Below are 19721 nucleotides of genomic sequence, written 5' to 3'. Positions count from 1 at the left end.
CGGAAATTTCTTGTCAAATCGGTTAGATCAAAAACAGTAGCGCCAATCCTATTCCGCCAGCAGTTGCCAGCATGCCCGAGATACACTGCTTGGCCAGTAAACGGTGACCGAAGAAAAAAATGAGGCCCAGTTTGAAGCCGATGTTGGAGAGCAATCCCAGTGAAATGGCCATGACGGCTTGCGTGATGTCCAGTTTGCCCAATTCGTATAAGCGCAAGCTTGATAGGGTGATAGCATCGACATCGGTTAAGCCGGAAATCACTGCGACTGCGTATAACCCACCGCTGCCCGCGATATCGGAAAGCCATGCGGAGCAGAACAAGACAATGCCATAAATCAGCCCAAAGGTTGCTGCTGTCCGGATCTCGGTAGGGTTCTTGATTTCCGGCATGAGCGCTTCTTCTTGCAGCTTGCTGAGCTTGTGCCACCAGTAGGCCGTGACGCTGGCTCCCAATAGAAAGCCGCTACCCAGGACAGGTAGCAATTGCGGCACTATGGCGGGAGAAGCCACCGTGCTGATAATGGCCAAACGGATCAGGACGGTCAGATTGGCGATCAGGATAACTACGACGGCCAGTTGAGTGAAACTCTGATTTTCAACGCTGCGGCGCGCGTATACCAGCGTTGTGGCGGTACTGGAGACCAATCCGCCGAATAAGCCCAGAATAGCGCCATGACGTTGTCCCAGGAGTCGGAGTGCGATATACCCCGCCAGGCTGACGCCCGATATCAATACCACCATGAGCCAGATCTGATGAGGATTGGTTGCTTCATAAGGCCCAAAATTCTTATCCGGCAGGATCGGCAGGATGATAAACGACAGCACGGCAAACTGTAATACCGAGATCAAATCGCGCCGGCTCAAATTCTGCGTGATGCCGTGCAATTCCGCTTTGAAATACAGCAATATCGTGGTGATAATCGCCAGCATGACAGCCAGGTTATGGTAACCGTACCACACCGCAGCGCCCAAGCCATAGCAGACCAGAATCGCGGCTACTGTCGTAGTGCCCGGATCGGCGTTTTCGTCTTTGGCGCGAAGATAAGTGGAAATGGTCATCAGACCGACAATCACCAAACCGCTCGGCAGCAGCCAGGGTGTGACTTTTTCCGACAGCATGGCAGCCAGCGTGCCGAATAATGCAACCAACGCAAAAGTTCTCAATCCAGCCCGAGATCCCGGGCTGCGCTCACGTTCCAACCCGATCAGCAAGCCGATCGCCAAGCTGGTAAGAAAATGCGGCAAAGCGGCCAATTCGCCATTGAGCGTAAATTCAGGATGCATTGCTGATTAGGGATAAGTCTGCGTGAAACCAGTGTTCAAGCAGAAATTGCAAAGATGTTTTGCCATTGTATTCATTGACCTGCAGTCGATACACGGCATCGATGATATCAGGCAGCGGATCGCTCTGGAAAAACAGGATGCCGTCAAAAGCATTATCTGATTTTCGTGATTGATCGCGGTCTGTGCAATCCAGTTTTCTGAGTTTCAACTTCAAGTGTTTTTCGCCGACAATGCGTTGACTTTCAACATAAAACCGGGCATTGAACGAAGGTTGAGGAAAACCTTGACCCCACACCTGGCGATCGAGATATGCCGCCAATTCCAGATTGATTTCAGCAAGTTCTAGATCGCCATCGGTTTCGATGACTTGTGTCAAATTGGCAGGTGTCAGCAAGATTTGCGCCACGTGCTCAAAGGCATCGCGGAATTTCTCAAGATCGTCGCTATGGATAGTCAAACCGGCTGCCGCGGCGTGACCCCCGAATTTTCTAATTAACTCGGGGTGTCGTTTAGCGACCAGATCGAGTGCGTCGCGCAAATGGAAACCATTGATTGATCGCCCGGAACCTTTGATTTCGCCGTGACTGCCCGGTGCAAAAATGATGACCGGCCGGTGATATTTATCCTTGATGCGTGATGCGAGTATGCCGATGACGCCTTGGTGCCAATCTTGATCAAACAGGCAGATACTGTAAGCAGTCTGGATTTCTTCATCACGGGTTTTGAGGATGTTTTCCAGCTTGATCAAAGCGCTTTCTTGCATGGTGGATTCAATTTCCCGGCGTTGCCGGTTCAATTCATCCAACTGTTTGGCGATTTCCAATGCATGGGCTTCATCATCGGTAATCAAGCATTCAATGCCGAGTGACATATCATCCAATCTTCCCGCTGCATTGAGCCGTGGTCCCAGCATAAAACCCAATTCATAGGTGGAGATTTGCGCATAGTCGCGTCGGGATATTTGCAATAGCGCATTGATGCCCGCACAAGCGCGTCCCTTCCGAATCCGCTCTAAGCCCTGCTGTACCAGGATGCGGTTATTACTATCCAGTTTGACGACATCGGCGACGGTACCTAGTGCGACCAGATCCAGGAAACCGGCGAGATTCGGTTCCTGACCTGTTGCGAAAGCGCCCCGCTGACGTAATTCCGCGCGTAACGCCAGCATTAGATAAAAAATGACTCCCACACCCGCAATACTTTTGCTGGGAAAGGGGCAGTTTGGTTGATTGGGATTGATAATAGCCATGGCCGCAGGTAATTCATCACCGGGCAAATGATGATCGGTGATGATCACTTGCATGCCTAAGCGGTTGGCGGTTGATACGCCTTCAACGCTGGCGATACCGTTATCGACGGTGATCAGGAAATCGGGCTGCTTGGTTTCGTGCGCCAGATGTACGATTTCCGGAGTCAGACCATAGCCGAATTCAAACCGATTGGGTACCAGATAGTCAATGGTGGCGCCAAACTTGCGTAAAATGCGGATGCCGACCGCACAGGCCGTAGCGCCATCGGAGTCGTAATCAGCGATTATTAGCAGACGTTTCTTCGCGCCAATGGCATCGGCAAGCAGGGCGGCGGTTACCGTGATATTTTTGAGTTGTGCGAATGGGATCAGGCGTATCAGTTCGGTTTCGAGCTCGCTTGAGTTTTCAATACCCCGTGCTGCAAAAATACGGGCAAGTACCGGAGGTAATCCGCAGTCATGCAGTGTTTGGAAAGATTGTAAATTATACGAACGGGTAGTAATTCTGGTCATGTATCGGAGAAGTAATAATACGCAAAATTTTAAGAATGAATTTATTCTGCGGGTATTTCTGCTTCTGCTGCGAGTTTTTCCACTTTAAGCACATGTAATCGACGGCTGTCAACCCGTTGCACGGTGAATTTAAAGTGACTGATCTCGACAGTTTCACCGCGATTCGGCAGGCGGCCAAATTTGTTGAGCACCAATCCGCCGATGGTATCGAAATCTTCGTTGCTGAAGTGTGCGCCAAGGGTTTCATTGAAGCTGTCAATCTCGGTGATTGCCTTGACACGGTATTGTCCATCCGACTCCATGACGATGTTATCTTCTTCGTCGTCAAAGTCGTATTCGTCTTCAATTTCTCCCACAATCTGTTCGAGAACATCTTCAATCGTCACTAGACCGGCCACCCCTCCATATTCGTTTACGACGATGGCCATATGATTGCGATTACTGCGGAATTCCTTAAGCAGAATGTTAAGTCGCTTCGATTCGGGGATGAATACAGCCGGACGCAACATGTCGCGGATATTGAATTCTTCCGGATCGGCGTAATAGCGCAATAAATCCTTCGCCAGCAGAATACCGATAATTTCATCTTCGCTGCCTTCTATCACCGGAAAACGGGAATGCGCAGCTTCAATGACAAAGGGAATGAATTGTTCCGGCTTCTTGCTGATATCGACAACATCCATTTGTGAGCGTGGCACCATGATATCGCGTGCCTGCATTTCTGAAACTTGCATGACGCCTTCAATCATGCTGAGTGCATCGGAATCGAGCAAATTGCGTTCAAAGGCGGAGTGCAGCAGCGTGATCAGTTGTTCGCGATCTTCCGGTTTGCGGATGAGCATTGCCCCTAACCGCTCCAGCCAGCCACTTTTAGGTGGGGGTTCGTCCATGATGTATTTGTAATCCAGTGGGTGTGAGAAAAAAATGAAGCAGGAATTTTTTTTGGCAGCTTTGTGGAAATAGGAGCATTACAGGACTATTACACGAGATTTGCATTGCCATATTCTAGATAAGGGTTTGTAAAACCAAGTTTGGTTAGTATTTTTATTTCCAGTTGTTCCATGACTGCAGCATCTGAATCTTCAATGTGATCATGGCCTTGTAAATGTAGCAGACCATGAATGGTTAGATGGGCGTAATGTGCCATTAGGTTTTTATCCTGTTGTTGTGCCTCATCGCTGATCACAGGTGAACATAGGATGATATCGCCCGTTAAAGGTTCTGCATCGTCATAAACAAAGGTTAGCACATTAGTGGCATAATTTTTATTGCGAAATTGCTGATTAAGTTCTCGTCCTTCCTTTTCATCCACAAGTCGTAAAACAACCTCGGCTTCTTGCATCAATGCAGCTTTGGTCCAACGGCGAAATTGCGGTCGACCGGGTACTGTCGTGCAATCTGTTGCATATTGCACCATCAGCCTGAATGAATTTGTTCTTTTGATAAAACGATCAGGATTGCCGGGTTTGTTTGTCGTGCTTTTCATAGGCGGTGACAATGCGTTGAACGAGCGGATGCCTTACCACATCTTCGGACAGAAAATGGGTAAAGGCGATGCCGCGTATGTCTTTTAGAATGTGTTGGGCCTCGATTAAACCGCTTTTTTGTTGCTTGGGCAGATCAATTTGTGTGACATCGCCGGTGATGACTGCTTTTGAACCAAGCCCCATACGGGTTAGAAACATTTTCATTTGCTCTGGCGTAGTGTTTTGCGCCTCATCCAGAATAATGAAGGACTGATTCAGCGTGCGTCCACGCATAAAGGCGAGTGGCGCGATTTCAATGGTATTGCGCTCAAAGTGCTTGCTTGTCTTATCAAAGCCCATTAAATCATATAGCGCATCATACAGCGGCCGTAAATACGGATCGACCTTTTGAGTCATATCGCCGGGTAAAAAACCTAAACGTTCACCGGCCTCAACAGCCGGTCGAACCAAAATCAAGCGGGATACCAGACCGCGTTCAAGTGCATCGACTGCGCTGGCTACCGCCAGATAAGTTTTTCCGGTACCGGCGGGACCGATGGCGAAAGTGATGTCGTGCTCCTGAATTTGCTGCAAGTATTGAACCTGACGCGGTGTGCGGCCATATAAATTACTGCGACGTGTCAGCAGTCCGGATGTTGCCGGTTGTGTGATGCCGGTGCTATCGGTTGCGACACTGTTGTCCTCCGCCGTGTAATGGGGATTCATCGCTTCGATCAAGCCGAGTTGAATATGCTCCAGACTTAAGTGTTGTTGTGATTGGTTATAAAAATTGCGCAACACTTTTGCCGCAAGCTTTGTTTGACCGGATTTGCCCGATAAGCTGAAGTGTTCGCCACGTCGAGAAATGGTGACATCCAGCGCAGTTTCAACTTGTTTTAAATTTTCATCCAGTGCACCGCACAGATTGGCGAGGCGTTGGTTATCGGTGGGTGTAAAAGAAATTTCTAAGGGAGTCGGTTTCAATGTCGGAGAATGCTGTTTTGATAGGATGATTTTCGCAGCGCACGGGATACTTTGCAAGTAAAACTCATGTCCGGATATATTTGTTTATTCATATACGAGATCTCCGCGCAGAGAATGCGCGCGGGCTTCAGTGATACGTATGTTGACAAACCGCCCGATCAACTCGGGATTGCCGGCTAAATTGACGACACGGTTGTTATCCGTGCGCCCGCTCAGTTCATCGGAGTTCTTTTTAGACGTGCCTTCCAGCAATACGCGCTGAACTGTATCGACCATTTGCAGGCTGATTTTGCGGGATTGCGAGCTTAACTGCGCTTGTAAACGGTGTAACCGTTCCAGTTTCTCTTCCTGTGGCAAATCATCGGGCAAGTCGGCTGCGGGCGTACCGGGGCGAGGGCTGTATACGAAACTGTATGAATCGTCAAAATTTATCTCTTCGACCAGCTTCAGCGTTGCTTGGAAATCCGCTTCGGTTTCTCCGGGGAAGCCAACAATGAAATCTGATGATAATGAAATATCTGGACGTATAGCGCGCAGTTTCCTGATAATGGATTTGTATTCCAATACGCTATATCCTCGCTTCATAGCAGCCAGTATCCGGTCAGAACCGGATTGCACCGGCAGGTGCAAGTGATTGACTAATTTTGGTAACTGGTTGTAAGCCTGAATCAGGCGCGCCGAAAACTCTTTCGGATGAGACGTTGTGTAGCGGATGCGCTCAATCCCCGGGATGTCATGAAGATACTCAAGTAACAATGCGAAATCAGCAATTTCACCATCGTTCATCATCCCCAGGTAAGCATTGACATTCTGTCCCAGCAAGGTGATTTCTTTAATGCCCTGATTGGCAAGTACGGCGATTTCTGTCAGTACATCATCCAGCGGGCGGGACACTTCTTCACCGCGCGTGTAAGGAACCACGCAGAAGCTGCAGTATTTGCTGCAGCCTTCCATGATGGAGACAAACGCAGTGACCCCTTCGGTGCGGGCAGGTGGCAGGTGGTCGAATTTTTCTATCTCGGGAAAAGAAATATCAACTTGCGAGCGCCCGGTTGCTTTGCGTGTTTCAATGAGTTGCGGCAATCGGTGCAAGGTCTGTGGACCAAATACAATATCGACAAATGGCGCGCGGCTGACAATCGCTTTGCCTTCCTGGCTGGCGACACATCCACCCACCCCGATTAGCAAATCAGGATTGCGTTCTTTCAAGTGCCGTACCCGCCCAAGGTCATGAAATACTTTTTCTTGTGCTTTTTCGCGCACAGAGCAGGTATTGAATAAAATCATATCAGCTTCGGCCGGATCATTGGTTGATTCCATACCATAGGCGGCATGCAGTACATCAGCCATTTTCTCCGAGTCGTACTCGTTCATTTGGCATCCAAAGGTTTTGATATAAAGTTTGTTGCTCACGGATCGGCTCTTGAAATGTGAAAGGTTACGGTGTTATCGAAGTATTTGCTGTCCCTGGTTTTCAGCTTCCTTGACTTCGTCCGGGGTCAAAATCCAAACACGATGCAGATTTCCCATAATGTCCAACTGATAGCGGATGAGACCAACATAGTTTGCGGTATTAGGTAAAATGATCAAATTATCTATTCCACGGATTTGTCCGCCTGACCCCATTTGCATTTGCTGATTATTAATGACGAATAATGGAAAAGAAACGGCGGTTAAATTCCCCAGTTGACTATTAACAGGAAATTTTCTGGTTTGCTGACTAAATACTGATTGCGGCATTGTTATCAGTACAGTTATCAGTAATAGGAATATTCCGAAAGTTTTGTTCATGTGAAACCGGGCTGGAGCAAATTAATCGTACGCGTTAAGAAGTCAAGCTGATTATACCTAATTTATTGAAGGCTCATGATACGCTAATTAATGGCGAAGCGACATAATCCATACAATGTGTATTAATAGAGTAGATTAGCATGAGAGTTAAAATCAAGGATCAAGGCGAAGAGCAGGCATATATAATGCCAAATATGCCACTTTATAGCAGAAGACGGCTCGTTGGTATTTGTGCAATTTCATTCTTGAAATTATTGCTCGCTGTCGTTTGCGATGATTTGATTTATTAGGGAGAGAGTAATTATGGCAGCTAGGCATCTGATAAAAATGAGTACACTGAATATCATTGCTATTAAATGTAAATCCGAAAGATAGAGTAGTTTTTTGAAAGAATCGAGAGCAATTTATCTGATTCGGCAGCTATATCTTTGGCCCTAAATGAATTGAGGGCTGGGTTGCTACCTAAATACTCGTTGTATTGATTATGATTGCTCGGTGTGTTTTAACCAAGGAAAGTACATGAGAGATGTAGTGGTCTTAAGTGGGGTACGGACAGCCATAGGTGATTATGGTGGTTCGTTGCAGCAGATTGCTCCGGCTGATCTGGCGGCAAAAGTAGTGCGAGAAGCTGTATTGCGAGCAAAAATTGATCCTAATGATGTGGAGCATCTGGTTTTTGGTAATGTGATTCATGGAGAGTCGCGCGATATGTATCTAGCGCGTGTGGCTTGTATCAATGGCGGTTTGCCGCACCATACTTCGGCGCTGACAGTTAATCGCTTGTGTGGAAGCGGGTTGCAAGCCATTATTTCGGCCAGCCAAAGCATTATGCTCAATGATACTGATGTGGCAGTCGCGGGCGGAGCGGAATCCATGAGTCGTGGGGGCTATTTATTACCGGCATTGCGTTGGGGTCAGTGCATGAACGACGGAGGCACCGTGGACATGATGGTCGGTGCACTTACCGATCCATTTGATCACGTGCATATGGGAATCATGGCCGAGAATATAGCAGAAAAATGGAAAATTAGTAGAACAGAACAGGATGCATTTGCAGCGGAGAGTCATCGTCGTGCCTCGAGTGCTATTAACAATGGCTACTTCAAAGAGCAAATATTGCCTGTTGAAATTGTTGTCGGTAAAAAAACAGTTCTTTTTGATACCGATGAGCATCCACGTAAAGATACGAATTTAGAGAGTTTAGGTAAGCTTCGAACTATTTTTAAAAGAGAGGGTACGGTAACTGCAGGTAATGCCTCCGGTATAAACGATAGTGCAGCCGCAGTGGTTTTGATGGAAAGTGGTGTGGCACGGAAAAGAGGTTTAAAACCGATGGCGAGGTTGGTTGCGTATGGTCATGCCGGTGTAGATCCTAAATTTATGGGCATCGGACCGGTGCCCGCTGTGCAAATAGCATTGCAGCGTGCAAATATCAAACTAGTTGAGGTGGATGTAATTGAGTCCAATGAAGCGTTTGCTGTACAAGCGTGTGCGGTCGCAAAGGAATTGCAATTTGATCCGAAAAAAACTAATCCTAATGGAGGGGCAGTGGCATTAGGTCATCCGATAGGTGCAACGGGTTGTATTTTAACAATCAAAGCGCTGTATGAATTGCAGCGTGTCGGTGGGCGTTATGCGTTGGTCACTATGTGCATTGGGGGCGGTCAAGGGATTGCGGCAATCTTTGAGAAACATGAATAGCGGCATAAGGCTTTTGGCATAGGGCTTTTGTTTGATATCTGGTAAAAGAGAAGCGCAACAGATAGAAGTTAAATGCGAGTTCACGTTGACTGACAGGGACAATTAGGCTATAGTTGCGCCTTTTTTAAGTGCAGATATGCTGTCTGTTCCAAGGGCAAGTAAAAAATGTCTTGGATAAAGAGTAGGTCGCTTAAAATTGTTCTGCTTGTGCAGTTGTTGTTTACGTTTGTGTTAGTAATTATCTTTATGCTGACTCTTGGCAAGCATGGCGCAATTTCAGCAATGCTAGGTGGAGGGGTAAACGTAATTTCCTCAACTGTATTTGCGCTGATTGTATCGCGTCATCAGGGATATACAGCAGGCGGTGCGATTAGAACTGCGCTAAGAGCCGAGGCGGTTAAAATAATATTGATAATTGGTTTGTTATGGATGGTGTTCAAGTTTTACACAAGTGTTAATGCGCTCGTGTTTATTGGAACATTCATTCTGATGGTTTTAGTTTATAGCATGGTGTTATTAGTAGCAGATAATACTAAGAAGATAAGATAAATTCACAAGTGAAGCGGCAGCACATGGCATCCGATACAGAACTTACACCCACGTCATATATTGAGCATCATCTCACCTATTTAACAACTCAAGTCCGGGAAGGATCATTCTGGGTTCTGCATGTAGATACTTTGGTGACATCCATTATTCTGGGTGTTATAAGCTTAGGGTTTATATGGCTGGTGGTACGTAAGGCAACTTCTGGAGTGCCGTCCAAGACTCAGGCTTTCATCGAGCTGGCTGTTGAATTCATTGATAATGAAGTCAAGAATACATTTCACGGCAATCGGCATGTGTTTGTCGCGCCTGCAGCATTAACCATCTTTGTGTGGGTTTTAATGATGAATGCCATGGACATTCTGCCTATAGATATTATGGCGTGGATTATGGAGCATGCATTTGGTTTGCACAATTGGAAGATAGTGCCAACAACGGATGTTAATACAACTTTTGCTTTGGCTTTATCGATATGGCTGCTTATGCTTTTCTTCAATGTAAAGGTTAAAGGGTTGGGTGGTTGGATGCATGAGCTTTTCTGCACGCCATTTGGAAAAAATCCATTGCTATGGCCGTTGAATTTATTATTCAATTTTATTGAATATGTATCAAAACCGTTATCCCACTCTCTGCGGCTTTTTGGAAATATATACGCTGGCGAAATTATTTTTCTATTGTTGGGCATGTGGGCGGCAACTGGCATATCGGGCACAATTTTTGGCGCAGTATTAGGGGCGGGTTGGGCAATATTCCACATCTTGATTGTTACTTTGCAAGCATTTATCTTCATGATGTTGACAGTTGTGTATCTATCGATGGCGCATGAATCGCATTAGTTCTAGGTTTTTTGTTGCATATTTTTAATCTTACAGAAGGGAATTAAAATGGAGAATTTGCAGTATTTAGCAATGATTCAGGCGTATACCGGAATAGGCATTGGTTTGATGATTGGTCTTGGTGCGGCTGGTGCTTGTATCGGGGTTGGGGTTATGTGTAGTCGCTTTCTTGAAGGTGCGGCACGTCAACCCGAAATGATTCCAACTTTGCAGGGTAAAGTATTTCTTTTATTAGGTTTGACAGACGCGTCATTTATTATTGCTGTCGGTTTGGCAATGTTGTTTGCATTTGGTAATCCATTGCTGGCAGTAATTCAGTAATAATGTCATTGCTGTTTAGATCAGATAATACAGGCTTGTCATGAATATTAACTTTACTTTAATTTCGCAGGCGATAGCCTTTTCAGTCTTCATTTGGTTTACTGTCAGGTATGTATGGCCACCATTGTTGCGCGCAATAGAAGAACGGCAAAAAACGATTGCTGACGGTCTGGCTGCTGGTGAGCGTGGACGTCACGAATTAGAATTGGCAAGTCAACGCTCTTCAGATGTGTTGAAAGATGCGAAACAGCGTGCCTCCGAAATAATTATTCAAGCTGAAAAACGTGCCACAGAAATTATTGAAGAGGCAAAAAAGTCTGCAAAAGAAGAAGGTGATCGAATAGTTGCTGGTGCTAAAGCAGATATAGAGCATGAAATTTTCAGTGCAAAAGAAGTGCTAAGGCAACAAGTTTCGGAATTGGCAGTGGCGGGAGCGGCAAAAATTTTACGTCGCGAAGTGGATTCCAAAGCGCATGCTGATCTGCTTGTTGCAATACGGGAAGATTTAAAATAATGGCTGAAGCAATTACTGTTGCAAGACCGTATGCGGAAGCGGCATATAAGTTCGCTGTTGAAAAAAAAGAATTATCTCAATGGTCAAAAATATTACAGCTTGCGGCTTCGATAGCAGAAGATGATCAAATGAAGCTTCTTGTCGGGAATCCACGGATATCAGTTAGTCAGTTAAGTGAATTGATTCTGGATATTGGTGGAAAAAAATTCCCTGCTGAGGCGCGGAATCTAATCATGTTGCTGGTCGAAAATAAACGTGTGCTGCTGTTATCTCAAGTGAGTCAACTGTTTGAGCAGTTAAAAGCGCAGCACGAAGGTGTTTTAGAGGCTAAAATCATCAGTGCATTTAAAATGCAGAGCGATCAAGTTGATAGATTGATTAATAATTTAGAGCGAAAGTTTAATCGTAAGATAGAAGCTCAAGTGAGTGTTGATCCCGAATTGATAGGTGGTGTCAAAGTGGAAATTGGTGATGAAACTTTGGATGCATCAGTTCGCGGGAAACTAGAAGCCATGGCTGTTGCCCTTAAAAGCTAGGAGTTAAATTAAATGCAGTTAAATCCATCCGAAATCAGTGAGCTGATTAAAAAAAGGATTGAGGGACTTGCGGATACGACAGAGATTCGTACGCAAGGAACTATTGTTTCTGTAACAGACGGTATTGTACGTATACATGGATTGTCAGATGTAATGCAAGGAGAAATGTTGGAGTTTCCGGGCAATACTTTTGGTCTGGCATTGAATCTTGAAAGGGACTCAGTGGGCGCAGTTATTATGGGAGCCTATGAGCATATCCGTGAAGGTGATACAGTCAAATGTACTGGGCGTATTCTTGAGGTTCCCGTGGGAGAAGGTTTGTTGGGGCGTGTCGTGAATGCACTAGGCCAGCCGATAGATGGAAAGGGTCCTGTTACAGCTGCTAGGTCGGAGCCTATTGAGAAAATTGCACCGGGTGTTATATGGCGGCAATCTGTTGATCAGCCAGTGCAAACTGGATTGAAGTCTGTGGATTCCATGGTGCCAATTGGTCGAGGGCAGCGGGAATTGATCATCGGTGATCGTCAAACAGGTAAAACTGCTGTTGCAATTGATGCGATCCTGAATCAGAAAGGCCAAGATATGCTCTGTATATATGTTGCGGTCGGACAGAAAGCATCATCGATTGCAAACGTAGTGCGCAAACTTGAAGAGCATGGTGCAATGGAATATACCATTGTGGTGGCGGCGACAGCCTCAGAATCAGCGGCAATGCAATTTATTGCGCCTTATTCAGGTTGTACTATGGGTGAGTATTTCCGAGACAAAGGTCAAGATGCTTTGATTGTTTATGATGATTTAACTAAACAAGCATGGGCCTATAGGCAGATTTCTTTACTTCTGAGACGACCTCCGGGCCGTGAAGCATATCCGGGCGATGTTTTTTATCTTCATTCGCGTTTGTTAGAAAGGGCGGCGCGAGTGAGTGCGGCTTATGTTGAAAAAGCAACAAATGGTGCGGTAAAAGGAAAGACAGGTTCTTTAACGGCGTTGCCGATCATTGAAACGCAAGCGGGTGACGTAACCGCTTTCGTGCCAACTAATGTAATTTCTATCACAGATGGACAAATTTTCCTTGAAACAGATTTGTTTAATGCGGGTATACGTCCGGCGATTAATGCAGGTGTTTCTGTCTCTCGTGTAGGTGGTGCAGCGCAAACCAAAGTGATAAAAAAGCTTGGTGGTGGCATACGTTTGGCTCTAGCACAATATCGCGAACTAGCTGCGTTTGCTCAATTTGCATCTGATTTGGATGAAGCAACGCGGAAACAGCTTGAGCGTGGAAAAATGGCGACTGAGCTTATGAAGCAACCTCAATATGCGACTCTTAGCGTTTCAGAAATGGCGCTTACTTTATTTGCCATTAATAATGGCTATTTCGATGATGTTGAAGTTGCTCGTGCTTTGGCATTCGAGTCGGCACTGAAAAGCTATATTCGTGGCCAACATGGAAATATTCTTGATAATATTGAGAGAAATAAAGAGCTTGATGCTGGAACCGAGAAGGAATTGACAGCAGCAATCGTGGAATTTAAGCAAAGCGGAACATATTAAGCAAATGGCCGGTAGCAGAGAAATACGCAATAAAATAAAGAGTGTAAAAAATACGCAAAAAATAACCCGTGCCATGGAGATGGTTGCGGCATCAAAAATGCGGAAGGCTCAAGATCGTATGAAGAAGGCGCGCCCCTATGGAGAAAAAATACGCAATGTAGCTGCGCATATGAGTCGGGCGAATACTGAGTATAGACACCCATTCTTGATCGAGCGGGATACCGTCAAAAGGATTGGCATTATTGTCGTAACCTCAGACAAAGGGTTATGTGGCGGATTGAATACTAACGTCTTACGCAAGACTCTGAGTCAAATGAAGTTATGGAATAATGAGGGGGAGCAGATTGAGGTTTGTTGTATTGGTAACAAAGGATTAGGTTTTATGAGCCGGATTGGTGCGAATATCACGTCTCAAGTTGTGGGACTTGGTGATACACCAGATATTGTGCGACTTATTGGTGCGGTTAAAGTGGTGTTGGACGGTTATACACATGATAAGTTTGATCGAGTATATATTTTTTATAATCGTTTTATCAATACCATGAAGCAACAACCAGTTATGGAGCAACTGCTGCCTTTAACTGATGAGCTTATAAAAAGTGAAGCTGGGAGTGATGAAAAGCAGAAAGTATCATGGGATTACATCTATGAGCCAGAGGCGAAGTCGGTCATTGATGATATTATGGTTCGATATGTGGAGGCTTTGATATATCAGGCGGTTGCTGAGAATATGGCGTCAGAGCAGTCGGCAAGGATGGTGGCGATGAAAGCTGCTTCGGACAATGCTGGTAATGTTATTGATGAATTGACACTGATTTATAATAAATCAAGACAAGCAGCAATTACGAAGGAATTGTCTGAGATTGTCGGAGGCGCTGCGGCTGTTTAAAAATTTTGTATTAGTTTAGGGAACAACGATGAATCAAGGAAAAATTGTTCAGTGTATTGGTGCAGTGATTGATGTGGAGTTTCCGCGCGAATCTCTTCCAAAAGTTTATGATGCACTAGTAATGGAAGATTCCGAGCTTACTCTCGAAGTACAACAGCAGTTAGGTGATGGTGTAGTTCGCACGATTGCTCTTGGTTCTTCCGATGGTTTGCGTCGTGGAATGATAGTTCAAAACAGTGGAAAGCAAATTAATGTACCCGTTGGAACCAAAACGTTAGGACGCATTATGGATGTTTTGGGTCGTCCAATCGATGAAATGGGGGATATTGGTGCTGAACAGCATATGTCGATACATCGTGAAGCCCCTGCTTTTGATGAACTTTCGGCATCGACAGAATTGCTGGAAACCGGTATTAAAGTTATAGATTTAATATGCCCCTTTGCTAAAGGAGGTAAAGTCGGATTATTCGGTGGTGCGGGTGTTGGAAAAACTGTCAATATGATGGAATTGATTCGTAATATCGCGATTGAACACAGTGGATATTCAGTATTCGCAGGTGTGGGAGAGCGTACTCGTGAGGGAAATGATTTTTATCATGAGATGAAAGAATCTAAGGTGCTTGATAAAGTGGCGCTTGTATATGGGCAAATGAACGAACCACCTGGGAATCGCTTGCGTGTTGCATTAACTGGCTTGACGATGGCGGAATCATTCCGTGATGAAGGTCGTGATGTGTTGTTTTTTGTAGATAACATATATCGCTATACCTTGGCTGGAACAGAAGTTTCTGCTTTGCTCGGACGTATGCCATCAGCGGTTGGATACCAGCCAACACTAGCGGAAGAAATGGGACGATTACAAGAGCGTATTACATCAACTAAAACTGGATCAATTACATCAATTCAAGCTGTGTATGTCCCCGCTGACGATTTGACCGATCCTTCACCTGCAACCACTTTTGGTCATCTGGATGCTACTGTGGTGTTGTCGCGTGATATTGCTTCCTTAGGTATTTACCCAGCTGTGGATCCACTTGATTCAACTTCACGTCAACTTGATCCGCAAGTTGTAGGGGATGAGCATTATAACACTGCGCGTGCGGTTCAGCAGACTTTGCAGCGTTATAAAGAATTAAGGGATATTATTGCTATTTTAGGCATGGATGAGCTGTCTCCTGAAGATAAATTGGCTGTAAGTCGAGCTCGTAAAATTCAGCGATTTTTATCTCAACCATTCAATGTTGCAGAAGTATTTACCGGCTCACCAGGAAAATATGTGTCCTTAAAAGATACTATTAAAGGTTTTAAAGGAATTGTTGGAGGTGAGTACGACGATCTACCTGAGCAAGCCTTTTATATGGTTGGTGGTATCGAAGAGGCAATCGAGAAAGCCAAAACGCTTCAATAATCTCAGAGAAAATAGTGATGGGTACCATTTTTCATCTTGATATAGTTAGTGCTGAAGAGTCAATTTATTCTGGGCCTGTGGAGTTTATGGTTGCGCCGGCTCAGATGGGCGAAGTGGGAATCTATCCACGACATACACCGATGCTAACAAAAATAAAATCTGGGATGGTACGTATAAAGGCTCAATTACAGGAAGAAGAGCTGATATATGTATCTGGAGGGATGCTGGAAGTTCAGCCGGATATTGTTACCATATTAGCCGATACTGCTGTGCGGAGTCACGATCTTGATGAAGCAAAAGCGCTTGAGGCGAAACGAGCCGCTGAAGAGGCTATGAAAAATAAGGAATCTGAATTGGATTATATCAAAGCTCAAGCTGAATTGATTGAAGCGATGGCGCAATTAGCTGCAATTAATAAGTTAAGAAAACGTGGGCATTAGTTAAAATGTAGATCGATTTTCAGTTTTTGTTGAAAAGTGACTGAATAAAAGTGAATCGAAGAATGTAATTGATACTCCACTACTTATGGTATATTCACCAAAATAAAGAACACAAAAAAGGCGACATATGTCGCCTTTTTTGTGTTCTTTATTTACTAAAGTAAAATGATTAATATTTAAAATGAGCGATCAGCTAATTTACAAAGGCTATTTCATTCAATTAGATTACGGTATTTATTTTAAAATCATTCATAATTGTGTTGAAGCTTAATGTAGTAATTCTCGCAGCAGGTGCTGGAAAGCGCATGCATTCTTCTCTTCCAAAAGTATTGCATACTTTGGCAGGTCAGCCCCTGCTTACGCATGTTATCAATACGGCCCGAAAGCTGTCGCCTAATAAAATTTGTGTAGTTATTGGCCATGATGGAGAAAAAATAAAGAAATCAGTCATTGGAGATGACTTGACGTGGGTAATACAGGAACAACAATTGGGTACCGGGCATGCGTTAATGCAAGCATTATCTCAACTTAGTGACGATGGTTTGACACTTATTCTTTATGGGGATGTTCCATTAGTGAGTGCTCAGGAATTGCGTCAATTATTGATCGTGGTAGATGGGAAAAGCTGTGCTATGTTATCCGCAGTTGTAGAAAATCCTTTTGGTTATGGCAGGATTGTGCGTGATGTAAATACCAAGGCAATTACTGCAGTCGTTGAACAAAAAGATGCCAGTACGGAACTGCAAAGTATATATGAAATTAATACGGGGATTATGCTTATACCCAACGTGTATTTACACAAATGGTTACCTAAGCTAAAAAATAAAAATACCCAACATGAATATTATTTAACAGATATTATTGCGATGGCTTTTAAAGATGGTGTGCATGTTGCATCCGTGCAGGTTAAGAACTTCTGGGAAGTAATGGGTGTTAATAACAAATACCAATTGGCAGAACTTGAAAGATTATTTCAAAGGAATTGTGCTAATGAGTTATTGAGTACAGGAGTTAGGGTAACTGATCCCGCACGAATTGATATACGAGGTGAACTTATCTGTGGATCCGATGTTGAGATTGATATTAATTGTATTTTTGAAGGAACTGTAAAGCTAGGTAACTTTGTGCGGGTAGGCGCCCATTGCATACTCAGGAATGTAACAGTAGCGGCGGGGAGTATTATTCATCCGTACAGCATGATAGAGGGTACAGAAATTAGTGAAAATTGCAAGATAGGCCCTTATGCTCGCATCCGACCTGGTACTAGACTAGCAAGTAAAGTACAGATTGGTAATTTTGTTGAAGTTAAAAATAGCCAGATTGGTGTGGGGAGCAAAACGAATCATTTGAGCTATATTGGAGACTCTTGCGTAGGGAAGAATGTCAATATCGGCGCTGGAACAATCACTTGTAATTACGATGGCGCTAACAAACACACTACCATTGTCGAGGATGATGTATTTATTGGATCGGATACGCAACTTATCGCGCCGGTTAAGATATCAAGGGGTTCATACATTGGTTCTGGATCAACGATTACAAAAGAAACACCCGAGAATCAGCTGACTTTATCCAGATCAAGGCAGATCAGCATTAGTGGATGGAAGCGTCCGCCAAAAATTAAAAAATAGAATGGTATTTTCTATTATCTAAGTAGTATTTTTTTGTCAGCCTGAGTAGCAGGAAAATGTGATATGTGTGGAATAGTAGGTGCAGTAGCAAATAATAACATCGTGCCGGTGTTGTTGGATGGATTATTACATTTAGAATACCGAGGGTATGATTCCGCTGGTCTCGTAGTGACTTGTAATGGTCTGCAGAGATTGCGCACTACGGGCCGTGTAGCCGAGTTACAAAAGCTTGCACATGAAAAGAAGATACGAGGTTTTGCGGGTATTGCACATACTCGCTGGGCGACGCATGGGGTTCCTTCTGAGCATAATGCGCATCCTCATTTTTCTGGAACAGCAGAATCTCCTGCTCGAATTGCCATTACGCACAATGGAATAATTGAGAACCATGAAATAATGCGCAAACGCCTGCAAGTCGAAGGGTTTGAATTTATTTCTGATACTGACTCTGAAGTAATTGCGCATTTAATTTCTTTTAACCTTAAGCATACCGGTGATTTGATAGCAGCAGTTTGCGTATCAATTGCTGAACTACAAGGTGCTTATGCGATAGCGGTTATGGAAGAAGCCCGACCGGAAAGGATTGTTGTGGCGCGTAATGGAGCACCGTTATTATTGGGTTTAGGTGAAGGCGGTAATTATGCGGCTTCTGATGCATCAGCTTTGCTAAAAGCGACTAGAAATATGATTTATTTGGAAGAAGGCGATGTGGCTGAACTTACCTGCGACAGATATCGCATTGTCAATTGTCTAAATACGAACTCAGTGAAAGAAGTGGAACGTTCTGTTCACGAAAGTAATCTATCAAGTGATGCAATTGAGCTGGGACCTTATGCACATTTTATGCAGAAAGAAATTTTCGAGCAACCCAGCGCTGTAACTAATACTCTAGAGATGATTTTAAATGCTAAATCAATTTCACCCGAATTATTTGGTAATAAGGCTAAAGAGGTATTTTCCAGAATTAGCAATATTCTGATTCTGGCATGCGGAACAAGTTATCATGCAGGTTTAGTGGCAAGGCACTGGTTGGAAACTGTAGCTGGAATTCCTTGCAATGTAGAAATTGCCAGCGAATATCGTTATCGTAACCCTCTGGCAGATCAGGCTACCTTAGTGGTCGGTATTTCTCAGTCCGGTGAAACTGCAGATACTCTGGCGGCGATAAGTTATGCTAAAAAGCTAGGTCATCAATATAGTCTTGCTGTTTGCAATGTACCGGAGAGTGCTTTGATACGGCAAGCTGATTTATGCTTTCTCACACATGCCGGCCCAGAGATTGGAGTGGCCTCAACGAAAGCATTTACTACACAATTGGCTTCATTATTGTTATTGGCAATGGTACTTGCAAAGTTGCGTCATAAATTATCGACTAATAATGAGCGGCAGATGATTATGGCGCTTCGACATTTGCCGGTGGCCCTACAGCACGCACTGCAAATCGAACCGCAAGTGAAGATTTGGGCAAAAAATTTTGCACAGAAGCGTCATGCATTATTTCTTGGGCGTGGGGTCCATTATCCTATCGCGATGGAAGGAGCGCTTAAGCTTAAAGAAATTTCATACATCCATGCCGAGGCTTATGCAGCGGGAGAGTTGAAGCATGGTCCGTTGGCTTTGGTTGATAGTGAAATGCCTGTAGTAGCAATTGCACCTAATGATCAATTGATAGGCAAACTTAAATCAAATTTGCAAGAAGTTCATGCACGAGGTGGTGAACTCTATGTATTTGCAGATGCAGATTCTCAAATAACGCAAAGCAAGAATCTGCATGTGATTCGCCTATCTGAGCATGCAGGTTTACTGAGCCCTATCTTACATACCATACCTTTACAATTACTGGCTTATCATGTGGCCTTAGTGAAGGGTACTGATGTTGATAAGCCGAGGAATCTTGCAAAAGCAGTGACGGTTGAATAGTATTGGTTGGGATAAATAGAAAGTGGAATTATGTGACTATAGTCAACTTGTTCTTTTTTTATTGCTGCGAAGCCAGGTACTTTATGCGTAGAATAGAGAATGGTAATATCAATTTTCTTTAGTCAAGGGTGTTAATA

At 44.4% G+C, this 19721-nt stretch carries 19 protein-coding genes; 12 read left to right on the top strand and 7 right to left on the bottom strand.

What is annotated here, in order from left to right; all coding sequences use genetic code 11:
* Positions 1–22: 22 nt before the first annotated feature.
* The 7 genes from CPG39_RS08365 to CPG39_RS08335 form a co-directional block, all read right to left on the bottom strand.
* Positions 23–1285, bottom strand: a complete 1263-nt coding sequence (locus CPG39_RS08365; RefSeq protein ID WP_096292879.1) for an MgtC/SapB family protein — start codon at positions 1283–1285, stop codon at positions 23–25.
* Entirely contained in the window at positions 1275–3047 is a 1773-nt protein-coding gene (gene recJ / locus CPG39_RS08360) for a single-stranded-DNA-specific exonuclease RecJ (RefSeq protein WP_096292878.1), read from the bottom strand. The genes CPG39_RS08365 and recJ overlap by 11 nt, the downstream gene beginning before the upstream one ends.
* 41 nt (positions 3048–3088) lie before the next feature.
* The gene (locus CPG39_RS08355) at positions 3089–3937 is read right to left on the bottom strand and encodes an HlyC/CorC family transporter (RefSeq protein ID WP_096292877.1); all 849 of its coding nucleotides are present in this window, start codon (positions 3935–3937) and stop codon (positions 3089–3091) included.
* 89 nt (positions 3938–4026) lie between these two features.
* Entirely contained in the window at positions 4027–4533 is a 507-nt protein-coding gene (gene ybeY / locus CPG39_RS08350) for an rRNA maturation RNase YbeY (RefSeq protein ID WP_172424098.1), read from the bottom strand.
* Positions 4499–5497, bottom strand: a complete 999-nt coding sequence (locus CPG39_RS08345; RefSeq protein WP_096294288.1) for a PhoH family protein — start codon at positions 5495–5497, stop codon at positions 4499–4501. The genes ybeY and CPG39_RS08345 overlap by 35 nt, the downstream gene beginning before the upstream one ends.
* A gap of 84 nt (positions 5498–5581) precedes the next feature.
* Entirely contained in the window at positions 5582–6910 is a 1329-nt protein-coding gene (gene miaB, locus CPG39_RS08340; protein WP_096292876.1) for a tRNA (N6-isopentenyl adenosine(37)-C2)-methylthiotransferase MiaB, read from the bottom strand.
* Positions 6911–6943: 33 nt separating this feature from the next.
* Positions 6944–7237, bottom strand: coding sequence for a hypothetical protein (locus CPG39_RS08335; RefSeq protein WP_096292875.1), 294 nt, complete (start codon positions 7235–7237; stop codon positions 6944–6946).
* A gap of 570 nt (positions 7238–7807) precedes the next feature.
* Between CPG39_RS08335 and CPG39_RS08330 the strand changes: the two genes are divergently transcribed.
* From CPG39_RS08330 to glmS, 12 genes are all read left to right on the top strand, one after another.
* Positions 7808–8989: an acetyl-CoA C-acyltransferase family protein gene (locus CPG39_RS08330; RefSeq protein ID WP_096292874.1), complete on the top strand. Its 1182-nt coding sequence runs from the start codon at positions 7808–7810 to the stop codon at positions 8987–8989.
* Between the two features lie 165 nt (positions 8990–9154).
* The gene (locus CPG39_RS08325; protein WP_096292873.1) at positions 9155–9538 is read left to right on the top strand and encodes an ATP synthase subunit I; all 384 of its coding nucleotides are present in this window, start codon (positions 9155–9157) and stop codon (positions 9536–9538) included.
* A 23-nt stretch (positions 9539–9561) separates the two neighbouring features.
* On the top strand, positions 9562–10371 hold the full coding sequence (gene atpB, locus CPG39_RS08320; protein WP_096292872.1) for a F0F1 ATP synthase subunit A: 810 nt from the start codon (positions 9562–9564) through the stop codon (positions 10369–10371).
* 48 nt (positions 10372–10419) lie between these two features.
* Complete coding sequence (atpE, locus tag CPG39_RS08315; protein WP_013646518.1) at positions 10420–10692, top strand: F0F1 ATP synthase subunit C; 273 nt, start codon at positions 10420–10422, stop codon at positions 10690–10692.
* Positions 10693–10732: 40 nt separating this feature from the next.
* On the top strand, positions 10733–11206 hold the full coding sequence (locus CPG39_RS08310) for a F0F1 ATP synthase subunit B (RefSeq protein WP_096292871.1): 474 nt from the start codon (positions 10733–10735) through the stop codon (positions 11204–11206).
* Positions 11206–11742, top strand: coding sequence for a F0F1 ATP synthase subunit delta (locus CPG39_RS08305; RefSeq protein ID WP_096292870.1), 537 nt, complete (start codon positions 11206–11208; stop codon positions 11740–11742). The genes CPG39_RS08310 and CPG39_RS08305 overlap by 1 nt, the downstream gene beginning before the upstream one ends.
* Before the next feature lie 12 nt (positions 11743–11754).
* Positions 11755–13296: a F0F1 ATP synthase subunit alpha gene (gene atpA, locus CPG39_RS08300; RefSeq protein ID WP_096292869.1), complete on the top strand. Its 1542-nt coding sequence runs from the start codon at positions 11755–11757 to the stop codon at positions 13294–13296.
* 4 nt (positions 13297–13300) lie between these two features.
* Positions 13301–14185, top strand: a complete 885-nt coding sequence (atpG, locus tag CPG39_RS08295) for a F0F1 ATP synthase subunit gamma (RefSeq protein ID WP_096292868.1) — start codon at positions 13301–13303, stop codon at positions 14183–14185.
* A 28-nt stretch (positions 14186–14213) separates the two neighbouring features.
* Positions 14214–15593: a F0F1 ATP synthase subunit beta gene (gene atpD, locus CPG39_RS08290; protein ID WP_096292867.1), complete on the top strand. Its 1380-nt coding sequence runs from the start codon at positions 14214–14216 to the stop codon at positions 15591–15593.
* Between the two features lie 17 nt (positions 15594–15610).
* Positions 15611–16033, top strand: coding sequence for a F0F1 ATP synthase subunit epsilon (locus CPG39_RS08285; RefSeq protein ID WP_096292866.1), 423 nt, complete (start codon positions 15611–15613; stop codon positions 16031–16033).
* A 257-nt stretch (positions 16034–16290) separates the two neighbouring features.
* A complete protein-coding gene (gene glmU, locus CPG39_RS08280) occupies positions 16291–17664 on the top strand; it encodes a bifunctional UDP-N-acetylglucosamine diphosphorylase/glucosamine-1-phosphate N-acetyltransferase GlmU (RefSeq protein WP_096292865.1) in 1374 nt (457 codons plus the stop codon).
* A 63-nt stretch (positions 17665–17727) separates the two neighbouring features.
* A complete protein-coding gene (glmS, locus tag CPG39_RS08275) occupies positions 17728–19584 on the top strand; it encodes a glutamine--fructose-6-phosphate transaminase (isomerizing) (RefSeq protein ID WP_096292864.1) in 1857 nt (618 codons plus the stop codon).
* Positions 19585–19721: the final 137 nt, after the last annotated feature.

Origin of the sequence: Nitrosomonas ureae, assembly GCF_900206265.1 — a bacterium.
Classification (GTDB): Bacteria; Pseudomonadota; Gammaproteobacteria; order Burkholderiales; family Nitrosomonadaceae; genus Nitrosomonas; species Nitrosomonas ureae_C.
Note: the sequence above shows the minus strand (reverse complement) of the source record. Positions and strands in the feature narration are given on the sequence as shown.

What these genes read in the sequence shown, in the direction of transcription:
- CPG39_RS08365 (WP_096292879.1), bottom strand. Translation starts at nt 1,285, where the DNA reads ATGCATCCTGAATTTACGCTCAATGGCGAATTGGCCGCTTTGCCGCAT.
- recJ (WP_096292878.1), bottom strand. Translation starts at nt 3,047, where the DNA reads ATGACCAGAATTACTACCCGTTCGTATAATTTACAATCTTTCCAAACA.
- CPG39_RS08355 (WP_096292877.1), bottom strand. Translation starts at nt 3,937, where the DNA reads ATGGACGAACCCCCACCTAAAAGTGGCTGGCTGGAGCGGTTAGGGGCA.
- ybeY (WP_172424098.1), bottom strand. Translation starts at nt 4,533, where the DNA reads ATGAAAAGCACGACAAACAAACCCGGCAATCCTGATCGTTTTATCAAA.
- CPG39_RS08335 (WP_096292875.1), bottom strand. Translation starts at nt 7,237, where the DNA reads ATGCCGCAATCAGTATTTAGTCAGCAAACCAGAAAATTTCCTGTTAAT.
- CPG39_RS08330 (WP_096292874.1), top strand. Translation starts at nt 7,808, where the DNA reads ATGAGAGATGTAGTGGTCTTAAGTGGGGTACGGACAGCCATAGGTGAT.
- CPG39_RS08325 (WP_096292873.1), top strand. Translation starts at nt 9,155, where the DNA reads ATGTCTTGGATAAAGAGTAGGTCGCTTAAAATTGTTCTGCTTGTGCAG.
- atpB (WP_096292872.1), top strand. Translation starts at nt 9,562, where the DNA reads ATGGCATCCGATACAGAACTTACACCCACGTCATATATTGAGCATCAT.
- atpE (WP_013646518.1), top strand. Translation starts at nt 10,420, where the DNA reads ATGGAGAATTTGCAGTATTTAGCAATGATTCAGGCGTATACCGGAATA.
- CPG39_RS08310 (WP_096292871.1), top strand. Translation starts at nt 10,733, where the DNA reads ATGAATATTAACTTTACTTTAATTTCGCAGGCGATAGCCTTTTCAGTC.
- CPG39_RS08305 (WP_096292870.1), top strand. Translation starts at nt 11,206, where the DNA reads ATGGCTGAAGCAATTACTGTTGCAAGACCGTATGCGGAAGCGGCATAT.
- atpA (WP_096292869.1), top strand. Translation starts at nt 11,755, where the DNA reads ATGCAGTTAAATCCATCCGAAATCAGTGAGCTGATTAAAAAAAGGATT.
- atpG (WP_096292868.1), top strand. Translation starts at nt 13,301, where the DNA reads ATGGCCGGTAGCAGAGAAATACGCAATAAAATAAAGAGTGTAAAAAAT.
- atpD (WP_096292867.1), top strand. Translation starts at nt 14,214, where the DNA reads ATGAATCAAGGAAAAATTGTTCAGTGTATTGGTGCAGTGATTGATGTG.
- CPG39_RS08285 (WP_096292866.1), top strand. Translation starts at nt 15,611, where the DNA reads ATGGGTACCATTTTTCATCTTGATATAGTTAGTGCTGAAGAGTCAATT.
- glmS (WP_096292864.1), top strand. Translation starts at nt 17,728, where the DNA reads ATGTGTGGAATAGTAGGTGCAGTAGCAAATAATAACATCGTGCCGGTG.